Here is an 11,883-nt window from a genome sequence, read left to right on the forward strand (position 1 = left end):
AGTTCTTCCCGATGGACGATCCGTCATGAGCGCGCACCATCGCAGGAACGACGCGCCGCCCCATGTCTGCGCGCTGAGCGGGCATGTCATCTCCGCGCGCGACGGCATCCGGCTCGACATGATCCGCCCCTCCCTCGCCGACCACATCCGCGCGCTGCATCCAGGGATCGCGCCGGACGCCTTTATCTCCCGCCCGGCGCTGGCCAAGGAGCGCGCCGCCTTCCTCGCCGCGACCCTTCAGGCCGAGCGCGGCGACCTCAGCCAGCTCGACCACGACGTCATTGACAGCCTCGCGGCCAATGACATCCTCACCGAGAATGTCGAGGAGACCATCCGCAGCGAGCGCACCTTCGGCGAGCGCGCCGCCGACCTGATCGCCTCCTTCGGCGGCAGCTGGACCTTCATCATCTCCTTCATGGTGTTCATCACCATCTGGATGGCGCTGAACGTGGCCGGGCTGATGGGCGCGTTCGACCCCTTCCCCTTCATCCTGCTGAACCTCGTCCTGTCCTGCATCGCCGCCCTTCAAGCCCCCGTCATCATGATGAGTCAGAAACGTCAGGAGGCGAAGGACCGGCTGCGTTCGGAGAACGACTACCGGATCAATCTGAAGGCAGAACTCGAGATTCGGCACCTGCACGAGAAGATCGACCACATGCTCACGCGGCAATGGGAACGGCTCGCCGAAATACAGGCGATACAGATCGAGCTTATGGAAGATCTCGTACAGCGGCGCCGGTAGGTATCCCGTATTTCGTATACCATAACGCATGACCGAAAGTCGTAGCCGGGGGCAAATGGGCTCTTTGGCTTCGTCGCTTGAACCATGCAGCGATAAGGTCTATCGGAAACCCGCGCGGCGGACCGCCGCACCCTCCCCTCGGAAAGTCAGGAAATCTCATGGCTCGAGCAAAGATTGCACTGATCGGGGCCGGCCAGATCGGCGGTACTCTCGCCCTTCTCGCTGGACTCAAGGAACTCGGCGACGTCGTCCTTTTCGACGTGGCGGAAGGCATTCCTCAGGGCAAGAGCCTCGACATCGCCGAAGCTGCCCCCGTGCTGGGCTTCGACGCCAAGCTGGTCGGCACCAACGGCTATGACGCCATCGAGGGCGCCGACGTCGTGATCGTCACCGCCGGCGTGCCGCGCAAGCCCGGCATGAGCCGCTCCGACCTTCTCGACATCAACCTCAAGGTCATGCAGCAGGTCGGCGCCGGCATCGCCCAGTTCGCGCCCGACGCCTTCGTCATCTGCATCACCAACCCGCTCGACGCCATGGTGTGGGCGCTGCAGAAGGCCTCCGGCCTGCCGACCCACAAGGTCGTCGGCATGGCCGGCGTGCTCGACTCGGCCCGCTTCCGCTACTTCCTCGCCGACGAGTTCAACGTCTCGGTCGAGGACGTCACCGCCTTCGTGCTGGGCGGCCATGGCGACGACATGGTGCCGCTGGTGCGCTATTCCGGCGTCGCCGGCATCCCGCTGCCGGACCTCGTGAAGATGGGCTGGACCTCGCAGGAGAAGGTCGACGCCATCGTCGAGCGCACCCGCAAGGGCGGCGGCGAGATCGTCAACCTGCTCAAGACCGGCTCGGCCTTCTACGCTCCGGCCGCCTCGGCGATCGAGATGGCGACCTCTTATCTGCGCGACAAGAAGCGCCTGCTGCCGGCGGCCGCCTTCCTTTCCGGCCAGTACGGCCTGAACGACCTCTATCTCGGCGTGCCGGTGGTCATCGGCGCCGGCGGCGTGGAGAAGGTGGTCGAGATCGCGCTCGACGGCGCCGAGCAGGCCATGCTCCACAAGTCGGTCGCCTCGGTGCGCGAACTGGTGGCCGAGTGCCAGAAGATCGCGCCCGTCCTCGCCAGCTAGGCAGGTCGTGCGGGCGGGGTCGCGAGGACGTGATCCCGGCCGGGGCCGGACGGCGGCGGCGGGGGTATCCCGCCGCTGGCGCACCCGGCGAATGGTGCCGATATTGCTTGCCTGCCAGGCGTTGCGTTTTCGCATCGCAGTGCCGCATTCCTGCGGCATTCCTGACGTGAATACGGGACCTATATAGACGCCTACCGACTTTCGCTCCGTCCTTCGGAGCGCCGCAAGGCAGCCTCGGGCCACGCCCGCCGGCGATCTTCGGCAAGAAAGCACGCCAACGGACCCGACCGGTCCTCCAGGAGCCGACGATGTCGCGCGCGGACTTGAACGAGACCTTCCTCAACACTTCCTTCCTCTACGGCGCCAATGCGGCCTGGATCGAGGATCTGTACGCCCGCTACGAGGCGGACCCGGCCTCCGTCGATGCCGAGTGGCAGGCCTTCTTCGCCGGCCTGAGGGACGCACCGGCCGACGTGGAGAAGAGCGCGCGCGGCGCCTCGTGGAAGCAGCCGGGCTGGCCGATCCACGCCAATGGCGAGCTGGTCTCGGCGCTCGACGGCCACTGGATCGAGGTCGAGAAGGCGGTCGCCGACAAGCTCAAGGCCAAGGCGGCCGAGAAGGCGCAGAAGGCCGGCGTGGAGCTGACCTCCGCCGACGTGCAGCAGGCCACCCGCGACTCGGTCAAGGCGCTGATGATGATCCGCGCCTACCGCATGCGCGGCCATCTCCACGCCAAGCTCGACCCGCTGGGTCTGGAGCCGGTGCGCGCCGCGCCCGAGCTCGACCCCGCCTCCTACGGCTTCCGCGAGGCCGATCTCGACCGGCCGATCTTCATCGACCACGTGCTGGGCCTGGAATTCGCCACCGTCCGGCAGATGGTCGCCATCCTCCAGCGCACCTATTGCGAGACGCTGGGCGTCGAGTTCATGCACATCTCCTCGCCTGAGGAGAAGGCGTGGATTCAGGAGCGCATCGAGGGTCCCGACAAGGAGATCACCTTCACCCGCGAGGGCAAGCGCGCCATCCTCAACAAGCTGGTGGAGGCCGAGGGCTTCGAGAAGTTCCTCGATGTCCGGTACACCGGCACCAAGCGCTTCGGCCTCGACGGCGGCGAGAGCCTGATCCCCGCCCTCGAGCAGATCATCAAGCGCGGCGGCAATCTCGGCGTGAAGGAGATCGTGTTCGGCATGGCCCATCGCGGCCGGCTGAACGTGCTGACGCAGGTGATGGGCAAGCCGCACCGCGCGCTGTTCCACGAGTTCAAGGGTGGCTCCTGGGCGCCCGACGAGGTCGAGGGCTCCGGCGACGTGAAGTACCACCTCGGCGCCTCCTCGGACCGCGAGTTCGACGGCAACCAGGTCCACCTGTCGCTCACCGCCAACCCGTCGCATCTGGAAATCGTCGACCCGGTCGTCCTCGGCAAGTCGCGCGCCAAGCAGGATCTGCTCGGCGACACCGAGCGCACCCAGGTGCTGCCGCTGCTGCTGCACGGTGATGCCGCCTTCGCCGGCCAGGGCGTGGTGGCCGAGTGCCTCGGGCTCTCCGGGCTGAAGGGTCACCGCACCGGCGGCTCGATCCACTTCATCATCAACAACCAGATCGGCTTCACCACCTATCCGCGCTTCTCGCGCTCCTCGCCCTACCCGTCGGACGTCGCCAAGACCATCGAGGCGCCGATCTTCCACGTGAACGGCGACGACCCGGAAGCCGTGACCTTCGCGGCCAAGATCGCCACCGAATTCCGCCAGCGCTTCCGCAAGCCGGTGGTGGTGGACATGTTCTGCTACCGCCGCTACGGCCACAATGAGGGCGACGAGCCGGCCTTCACCCAGCCCTTGATGTACAAGCTCATCAAGCAGCACCCGACGACGCTGGAGATTTACGGCCGCAAGCTGGAGGCCGAAGGCGTCATCGACCCCGGCGAGCTCGACCGCATGCGCGCCGAATGGCGCGCGCGCCTCGACGGCGAGTACGATGCCGGCCAGGCCTACAAGCCGAACAAGGCCGACTGGCTGGACGGCCGCTGGGCGGGCCTCAAGGCCGCCGCGGACGCCGACGACCCGCGCCGCGGCAATACCGGCGTCGAGTTCGACACCCTGCGCGAGATCGGCCAGCGCATCACCTCGGTGCCAGAGGGCTTCCACCTTCACCGCACCATCCAGCGTTTCCTCGATTCGCGCCGCAAGGCGATCCTTGAGGACGGCACCGGCATCGACTGGTCGACGGCGGAGGCGCTCGCCTTCACCACGCTCCAGCTCGAGGGCCATCCGGTCCGCCTGTCCGGCCAGGACTGCGAGCGCGGCACCTTCTCCCAGCGCCATTCGGTGCTGATCGACCAGGAGAACGAGGACCGCCACACGCCGTTCAACCATGTGCGCGAGGGCCAGGCCCATTACGAGGTCATCAACTCGATGCTCTCGGAAGAGGCGGTGCTCGGCTTCGAATACGGCTACTCGCTCTCCGAGCCGAACGCGCTGACCCTGTGGGAAGCCCAGTTCGGCGACTTCGCCAACGGCGCGCAGGTGATCTTCGACCAGTTCCTGTCGTCGGGCGAGCGCAAGTGGCTGCGCATGTCGGGCCTCGTCTGCCTGCTGCCGCACGGCTATGAGGGCCAGGGTCCGGAACATTCCTCGGCCCGCCTCGAACGCTTCCTGCAGATGTGCGCCGAGGACAACATGCAGGTCGCCAACCTGACGACGCCGGCGAACTACTTCCACGCCCTGCGCCGCCAGCTCAAGCGCGACTTCCGCAAGCCGCTGATCCTGATGACGCCGAAGAGCCTGCTGCGCCACAAGCGCGCCGTCTCGACGCTGGCCGAGTTCGGCCCGCAGACCACCTTCCACCGGGTGCTGTGGGACGATGCCGACCGCAGCTTCGCCGCCGGCCTGCCGGCCGAGGCCGTCAAGCTGAAGGCCGACGACCAGATCCGGCGCGTGGTACTGTGCTCGGGCAAGGTCTATTACGACCTCTACGAAGAGCGCGAGCGGCGCGGCATCGACGACATCTACATCATGCGCGTCGAGCAGCTTTTCCCGTTCCCGCTCAAGACGCTGGTGCAGGAGCTCGTGCGCTTCAAGCAGGCGGAGATCGTCTGGTGCCAGGAAGAGCCCAAGAACCAGGGCGGCTGGGCCTTTGTCCAGCCCTATCTGGAATGGGTGCTGGAGCAGGCGGGCTCGGCCTCGGCGCGGCCGCGCTACACCGGCCGCCCGGCCTCCGCCGCCACGGCGACGGGCCTGATGTCCAAGCATCTCGCCCAGCTCAAGTCCTTCCTTCAGGACGCGCTGGGCTGAGCATTCACGAGACGAAGGAGCACCGGCCGCCTTGGGCCGGCAAACGGTGAGGAAAGACGAGCATGGCCACCGAGATCCGCGTTCCGACGCTGGGCGAATCGGTCACCGAGGCAACCATCGGCAAGTGGTTCAAGAAGGCGGGCGACGCCGTCGCCGCCGATGAGCCCATCGTCGAGCTGGAGACCGACAAGGTCACGATCGAGGTGCCCGCGCCGGCGGCCGGCGTGCTCTCCGAGATCGTCGCCAAGGATGGCGAGACGGTCGGCGTCGGCGCCCTGCTCGGCTCGATCGGCGAAGGCGCCGCCGGCGCCAAGGCCGCTCCCGCCGCGGCCCCTGCTCCGGCTCCCGCCCCGACCCCGGCCGCAGCGCCCGCTGGCGCCGCCGCGGCTCCGGCCAGGACGGAAGCCCCGGCCGGTACCAACGGCCCGGCCGTCGCCAAGCTCGCCTCCGAGAGCGGCATCAATCCCGCCCTGCTCGCCGGCTCCGGCAAGGATGGCCGTGTGACCAAGGGCGACATGCTGGCCGCCATCGCCACCGGCGCTCCGGCTCCCGCCGCCGCTCCGGCCCCGGTCGCCGCCCGGGCGCCCTCGAGCGCCGACGACGCCTCGCGCGAAGAGCGCGTGAAGATGACCAAGCTGCGCCAGACCATCGCCCGGCGCCTGAAGGACGCGCAGAACAGCGCCGCGATGCTGACCACGTTCAACGACGTGGACATGAGCGCGGTGATGAGCCTGCGCGCGCAGTACAAGGATGTGTTCGAGAAGAAGCACGGCGTGAAGCTCGGCTTCATGGGCTTCTTCACCAAGGCGGTGATCCAGGCCCTCAAGGACGTGCCCGAGGTCAACGCCGAGATCGACGGCACCGATCTCGTCTACAAGAACTACTACCACATCGGCATCGCCGTCGGCACCGACAAGGGCCTCGTGGTCCCGGTGGTGCGCGACGCCGACGAGCTCTCCATCGCCGGCATCGAGAAGACCATTGCCGGTCTCGGCCGCAAGGCGCGCGACGGCAAGCTCGGTATCGAGGATCTTCAGGGCGGTACCTTCACCATCACCAATGGCGGCATCTACGGCTCGCTGATGTCGACCCCGATCCTCAACGCGCCGCAGTCCGGCATTCTCGGCATGCACCGCATCGAGGAGCGTCCGGTCGTGGTGAAGGGGCAGGTCGTGGTGCGTCCGATGATGTATCTGGCGCTGAGCTACGACCACCGCATCGTCGACGGCAAGGGCGCCGTGACCTTCCTCGTGCGCGTCAAGGAAGCGCTGGAAGACCCGACCCGCCTCGTGCTCGACCTCTGATCTGAAGGTTCCGTCGTCCCGGACGGCCGCAGGCCGATCCGGGATGATGACGACACCAAAAGCCCCCGCGACCGGCCGGTCGCGGGGGCTTTTCTTTTCACGCCCTCAGGGATGGATGACCATCAGCGTGAAGGGATGCACATAGGCCTGCAGCATGACGAGGCAGCCGACGAGGCAGGCCAGCACGATCGAATGCCAGAACACGAAGCGCAGGATCGTGCCCTCATGGCCGTACCAGCCGGTCGCGGTCGAGGCGACGACGATGGACTGCGCGTCGATCATCTTGCCCATCACGCCGCCGGACGAGTTGGCCGCGCCCATCAGGATCGGCGAGAGGCCAAGCTGCTCGGAGGTGATCTTCTGCAACCCGCCGAACAGCACATTGGAGGCGGTGTCCGATCCGGTCAGCGCCACGCCGAGCCAGCCCAGCAGCGTGCCGAAGAACGGGTAGAGCACGCCGGTCGCCGCGAAGGCGAGGCCGAGCGTGGCGTCGAGGCCGGAAAACCGGGTCAGCGTGCCGATGGCCAGCATCGCCGAGATGGTGGCAAGCGAGGCGCGCAGCAGCCAGATGGTGCGGCCATATTCCTGGATCAGCCGCCACGGCGAGAACCGGATCACCGCGCCGTAGATGAGCGCCGCGATCAGCATCGCCGTGCCGGTGTAGGACAGATAGGTAAAGGAGAAGATCGCACTTTCGGTAGCGGGCTGCGCCACCACGGGCGGCACCTTCTGCACCATCTTGTGCAGGCCCTCGACCGTGTAGTTCCACGTGAAGATCGGGTTGACGAGGTTCTTGAACCAGCCCGAGCCCCAGACCAGCAGCAGCACGCAGACGATCATCCAGGGCAGCAGGGCGCTCCACACCTCGCGGCGGGAGGGCTTGACCGCCGGCTCGGTCGAGGGCGGCGGCAGCGTGCCCATCGACTCGTCCTTGGAGCGCAGCGCCGGCGACAGCCAGAGCTTCTTGGGCTGCCACACCCGCAGGAACAGGATCAGCGCCGCCATCGAGATCAGCGAGGCGCCGATGTCGACGATCCACGGATTGATGAAGTTCGAGATCACGAATTGCGGGATGGCGAAGGAGAGCGCGCAGACCAGGATCGCCGGCCACACGGCGAGCATTCCGCGCCATCCGGCGAAGGCCCACACCACCCAGAACGGCACGATCAGCGAGAAGAACGGCAATTGCCGCCCGACCATGGCGCCGAGCAGATAGGGATCGAGCCCGGTAACGCTGGCGAGACCGACGATCGGGGTGCCCAGGGCGCCGTAGGCGACGGGGGCGGTGTTGGCGATGAGCGACAGGCCGGAGGCGGCCAGCGGCGAGAAGCCGAGGCCGATCAGGATGGCGCCCGTGACCGCGACCGGGGTGCCGAAGCCCGACGCGCCCTCGAAGAAGGCGCCGAAGGAAAAGGCGATCAGCAGGAGTTGCAGGCGCCGGTCCGGCGTCACGCCGCCAATGGCCTGTTCGAGAATCTTGAACCGCCCCGTCGCCACGGTCAGGCGGTAGAGGAATATGACGTTGAGGACGATCCAGCCGATCGGGAACAGGCCGGTGACGACACCGAGGATCGAGGCGCGGATCGCCAGCCCCGCAGGCATTGTGAACACGACGACCGAGATCAGGATAGCAACGACAAGCGCTGTTATCGCCGCCAGATGCGCCTTTATCTTTCCCGAGGCGATCATAACGAGAAGCAACACGACAGGTATCGCCGCTGCAATCGTCGACAATACCATGCTATTCAATGGATTATATACTTGGCTCCACATAGCGTAACCTTCCCCTAGGTAATATCATTATTGTTGTTCTACTAAGGTGCCTGAACGCAATAAAGTTGCAATTAAGACTAAAGTCGTATAACTATATTACGCAAGGTCAACCCCCGCCAAAAGCGTGAGCCTGATGCGCCCTGAGCGCACGTGACTTCCGGGCAGGCGGCATGTAGTTTCCCCGCGCGTCCACAGAGACTCCACCAAGAGACTCCACCGCCTGTACTTTCCCGCGGCAAGCTCCGGGCAGGCATTCCCGGTAGGCAAACAATCCCCACGAGAAGATGAGCATGTCCTACGACCTGATCGTCATTGGCACCGGCCCCGGCGGCTATGTGTGCGCCATCCGCGCGGCCCAGCTCGGCCTGAAGGTCGCGGTGGTCGAGAAGCGTGCCACCTTCGGCGGCACCTGCCTCAACATCGGCTGCATCCCCTCCAAGGCGCTGCTGCACGCCTCCCACCTGTTCGAGGAGGCGGCGCACAACTTCGCCAAGCTCGGCATCGTCGTCGACGCGCCCAGGCTCGACCATGCGGCGTTCCTCGGCTTCAAGGACAAGGCCGTCGAGGGCAACACCAAGGGCGTCGACTTCCTCATCAAGAAGAACAAGATCACGCCCTATCGCGGCGTCGCCGCCATCACCGCCCCCGGCAAGGTCGAGGTGACCGCCGAGGACGGCGGCAAGCAGACCATCGAGGCCACCGCCATCGTCATCGCCACCGGCTCGGACGTGGCGAAGCTGCCGGGCGTCGAGATCGACGAGACCCGCATCGTCTCCTCGACCGGCGCCATCGCGCTGGACAAGGTGCCGGGCAAGCTGGTCGTGGTCGGCGCCGGCGTCATCGGGCTGGAGCTTGGCAGCGTGTGGCGCCGCCTCGGCGCGCAGGTGACGGTGGTCGAGTTCCTCGACCGCATCCTGCCCGGCATGGACCTCGACGTGGCGAAGTCCTTCCAGCGCATCCTCGAAAAGCAGGGCATCGTCTTCAAGCTCGGCTCGAAGGTGACGGGCGTCGACACCAAGGGCAAGGTCGCCAAGGTCTCGGTCGAGCCCGCCGCCGGCGGCGAGGCGCAGGTGCTGGACGCCGACGTGGTGCTCGTCGCCATCGGCCGCGTGCCCTACACGCAGGGCCTCGGCCTCGAGGCGCTCGGCGTCGAGACCGACAAGCGCGGCCGCGTCGTCACCGACCATTTCTACCGCACCAACGTGCCCGGCATCTTCGCCATCGGCGACGCCATCGCCGGCCCGATGCTGGCCCACAAGGCCGAGGACGAGGGCGTCGCGCTCGCCGAACTGCTGGCCGGGCAGGCCGGCCATGTGAACTACGACGTCATTCCGGCGGTGGTCTACACCTCGCCGGAAGTCGCCTCGGTCGGCAAGACCGAGGAAGAGCTGAAGCAGGCCGGCATCGCCTACAAGGTCGGCAAGTTCCCCTTCCTCGCCAATGGCCGCGCCAAGGCGAATGACGAGACCGAGGGCTTCGTGAAGGTACTGGCGGACGAGGCGACCGACCGCGTGCTCGGCGTCCACATCGTCGGCGCCGAGGCCGGCGAACTGATCCACGAGGCGGCGGTGCTGATGGAGTTCGGCGGCTCCTCCGAGGATCTCGCCCGCACCTGCCACGCGCACCCGACCCGTTCGGAAGCGGTGAAGGAAGCCGCGATGGCGGTGGAGAAGCGCGCCATCCACATGTGAGGGGCACCTCCCCCGTCATCCCGGACGCGCCGCCGGCGCGATCCGGGATCGCGTTCAGAGAATGTCGCACGATCCCGGCTCTCCGCCCTTGCGGGCTCCGGCCGGGATGACGGCTTCTCGGACAAACACAAAACGGCCCGGAGTCACCTCCGGGCCGTCGACATTTTCAGGGGTCGGAACCTGGCGAAGCGGGCTCAGGAGCCCTTGCTGTCGGTCTGCGCGGGCTTGGCCGCGGCGTGCCCCGCCGAGCATTCGGCGAAGGCGGTGCCGGCGACGGCGGTGGTGAAGGCAAGGGCGCACAGAGCGGTCACGAGACGTTTCATCGAACGGTCTCCTGTGGAGTTGTTGCCGATGGGGAAAGTCTCACCCGGCCCCGCGCTGATGAAAAGGCCGGCGCCGGCACCGGAATGCCGCCGGGCGCCTCAATAGCGGGCATCTCACGCATCCGTGTAGGTCACGGCCTCGATCTTCCAGCCATCGGGATCGAACAGGAAGGCGGCATAGTAACCCTCGCCATAATGCGGGCGCAGCCCCGGCGGCCCGCCGTCGCGCCCGCCGGCCTCCAGCCCCGCCGCGTGGAACGCCTCCACCGCCCGCCGGGTGGGGGCCATGAAGCACAGATGGAAGCCGGGCACCGGCACGATGCGCTCGGCCCGGTGCTGGATCCAGAACGGCGCCGCGCCCGGCGTGCCCTCCGGCGAGGGTAGCTCGCCTTCCGGCCCCCAGCAGGCGGATTCGCCCTCGGCCTCCGCATGCGAGGACACCCGCACGAAGCCGAGCGGCGCCAGAACGGCGGCGTAGAAGGCGAGTGAACGCTCATAGTCGGACACGCCGATCGACATGTGCTCGATCATCGGCTGGATCGGCGTCATCGCGTTCTCCCTGTCCCGCGCTTGTTGCGACTAGTCCTGCCGCGCGCGCGGATGGGCGGCCTTCCACGCCGCCATCAGCGTCGCCGAATCCACCGCCGCGTAGATCTGCGTGGTGGAAAGCGAGGCGTGGCCGAGAAGTTCCTGGATCGAGCGCAGGTCGCCGCCGCGCCCGAGCAGATGCGTCGCGAAGGAATGGCGCAGCGCGTGCGGGGTGGCGCTGTCGGGCAGGCCGAGGGCGCCGCGCATGCGCTCCACCGCGAGCTGAACGATGCGCGGCGAGAGCGGCCCGCCTTTGGCGCCGCGAAACAGCGGGGCGGTCGGCTCAAGATCGTAGGGGCAGGCGCGGGCATAGGCGTCGATCATCTCCAGAACCGGCCGCAGCACCGGCACCATGCGGGTCTTGCCGCCCTTGCCGTGGACGAGGATCTGGTCGCCGCGCCCCGGCTCGGGCATGTCGCGCCGCATCAGCCCCAGCGCCTCGGAAATGCGCAGCCCCGAGCCGTAGAGCAGCGCCAGCACCGCCGCGTCGCGCGCCAGCACCCACGGCTCGCGCTCCTCCCCCGCCCGCGTGGCGGGGTCGGCGAGCGCGCGCGCATCGGCCGGGGCCAGCGGGCGCGGCAGGGTGCGGGCGATGCGGGGAGCCCGCACCGCCGCCAGCGCGCCGACCTTGCCCAGCCCCTCGCGCTCCAGATGGCGGGCGAAGGAGCGCGCAGCGGCGAGGAAGCGCATCTGCGTGCGCGGCGCGATGCCTTCCGGGCCTTCCGCCCGCCGCGCCGCGATCACCGCGCGCACGTCGCGCGGATTGAGGCCGGCGAGATCGTCGAGGCCGGGCCGGCGCCCCAGATGCTGCGCCAGCAAGCCGAGAAAGGTGGAGACGTCGCGGGCATAGGCCTCGCGGGTCTTCGGCGAAAGCCGGCGCTCATGGCCGAGGCGGGCGAGCCAGCCGGCCAGCGCCGCGCCCATCTCCGGCGTCGCCCCGGCGAGCAGGCCCCGCTCGGCCCGCTCCGCCTTCTGTGCATCGGTGCTCGCCATGGGCTGTCCTCCGAACCGGCGGCCATAGTGTCCGCTGGCGGTTAAGATTCGTCAT

General features: G+C 67.8%; 9 protein-coding genes. 5 read left to right on the top strand and 4 right to left on the bottom strand.

Going from position 1 to position 11,883, the window contains the following annotated elements; genetic code table 11:
- Positions 1-25: 25 nt before the first annotated feature.
- The 4 genes from GBB76_RS10570 to odhB all read left to right on the top strand — a co-directional run bounded on the left by GBB76_RS10570 (position 26) and on the right by odhB (position 6,460).
- Positions 26-742 (top strand): DUF1003 domain-containing protein, encoded by a 717-nt coding sequence (locus GBB76_RS10570; protein ID WP_152303264.1) that lies wholly within the window; start codon positions 26-28, stop codon positions 740-742.
- Between the two features lie 158 nt (positions 743-900).
- Positions 901-1,866, top strand: a complete 966-nt coding sequence (gene mdh, locus GBB76_RS10575) for a malate dehydrogenase (protein WP_152303265.1) — start codon at positions 901-903, stop codon at positions 1,864-1,866.
- A 308-nt stretch (positions 1,867-2,174) separates the two neighbouring features.
- Positions 2,175-5,156 carry a 2-oxoglutarate dehydrogenase E1 component gene (locus GBB76_RS10580; RefSeq protein ID WP_152303266.1) on the top strand — a complete coding sequence of 994 codons (2,982 nt, stop codon included), beginning with the start codon at positions 2,175-2,177 and terminating at the stop codon, positions 5,154-5,156.
- Between the two features lie 62 nt (positions 5,157-5,218).
- Entirely contained in the window at positions 5,219-6,460 is a 1,242-nt protein-coding gene (odhB, locus tag GBB76_RS10585) for a 2-oxoglutarate dehydrogenase complex dihydrolipoyllysine-residue succinyltransferase (RefSeq protein WP_152303267.1), read from the top strand.
- A 105-nt stretch (positions 6,461-6,565) separates the two neighbouring features.
- On the opposite strand, the gene GBB76_RS10590 is transcribed toward odhB, so the two are convergent.
- Positions 6,566-8,233, bottom strand: a complete 1,668-nt coding sequence (locus GBB76_RS10590; protein WP_152303268.1) for an L-lactate permease — start codon at positions 8,231-8,233, stop codon at positions 6,566-6,568.
- Between the two features lie 290 nt (positions 8,234-8,523).
- On the opposite strand from GBB76_RS10590, the gene lpdA reads away from it, so the two are divergent.
- Complete coding sequence (gene lpdA, locus GBB76_RS10595; protein WP_152303269.1) at positions 8,524-9,924, top strand: dihydrolipoyl dehydrogenase; 1,401 nt, start codon at positions 8,524-8,526, stop codon at positions 9,922-9,924.
- Positions 9,925-10,118: 194 nt separating this feature from the next.
- Here lpdA and GBB76_RS18940 read toward each other — a convergent pair whose 3' ends face one another.
- The 3 genes from GBB76_RS18940 to GBB76_RS10605 form a co-directional block, all read right to left on the bottom strand.
- A complete protein-coding gene (locus GBB76_RS18940) occupies positions 10,119-10,247 on the bottom strand; it encodes a hypothetical protein (protein ID WP_256366624.1) in 129 nt (42 codons plus the stop codon).
- 114 nt (positions 10,248-10,361) lie between these two features.
- The gene (locus GBB76_RS10600) at positions 10,362-10,796 is read right to left on the bottom strand and encodes a VOC family protein (protein WP_152303270.1); all 435 of its coding nucleotides are present in this window, start codon (positions 10,794-10,796) and stop codon (positions 10,362-10,364) included.
- Positions 10,797-10,826: 30 nt separating this feature from the next.
- A complete protein-coding gene (locus GBB76_RS10605; RefSeq protein ID WP_152303271.1) occupies positions 10,827-11,828 on the bottom strand; it encodes a tyrosine recombinase XerC in 1,002 nt (333 codons plus the stop codon).
- Positions 11,829-11,883: the final 55 nt, after the last annotated feature.

The sequence above is a fragment of the Ancylobacter sp. TS-1 genome, assembly GCF_009223885.1.
GTDB lineage: Bacteria > Pseudomonadota > Alphaproteobacteria > Rhizobiales > Xanthobacteraceae > Ancylobacter.

What these genes read in the sequence shown, in the direction of transcription:
- GBB76_RS10600 (WP_152303270.1), bottom strand. Translation starts at nt 10,796, where the DNA reads ATGACGCCGATCCAGCCGATGATCGAGCACATGTCGATCGGCGTGTCC.
- GBB76_RS10570 (WP_152303264.1), top strand. Translation starts at nt 26, where the DNA reads ATGAGCGCGCACCATCGCAGGAACGACGCGCCGCCCCATGTCTGCGCG.
- GBB76_RS18940 (WP_256366624.1), bottom strand. Translation starts at nt 10,247, where the DNA reads ATGAAACGTCTCGTGACCGCTCTGTGCGCCCTTGCCTTCACCACCGCC.
- GBB76_RS10590 (WP_152303268.1), bottom strand. Translation starts at nt 8,233, where the DNA reads ATGTGGAGCCAAGTATATAATCCATTGAATAGCATGGTATTGTCGACG.
- GBB76_RS10580 (WP_152303266.1), top strand. Translation starts at nt 2,175, where the DNA reads ATGTCGCGCGCGGACTTGAACGAGACCTTCCTCAACACTTCCTTCCTC.
- lpdA (WP_152303269.1), top strand. Translation starts at nt 8,524, where the DNA reads ATGTCCTACGACCTGATCGTCATTGGCACCGGCCCCGGCGGCTATGTG.
- odhB (WP_152303267.1), top strand. Translation starts at nt 5,219, where the DNA reads ATGGCCACCGAGATCCGCGTTCCGACGCTGGGCGAATCGGTCACCGAG.
- GBB76_RS10605 (WP_152303271.1), bottom strand. Translation starts at nt 11,828, where the DNA reads ATGGCGAGCACCGATGCACAGAAGGCGGAGCGGGCCGAGCGGGGCCTG.
- mdh (WP_152303265.1), top strand. Translation starts at nt 901, where the DNA reads ATGGCTCGAGCAAAGATTGCACTGATCGGGGCCGGCCAGATCGGCGGT.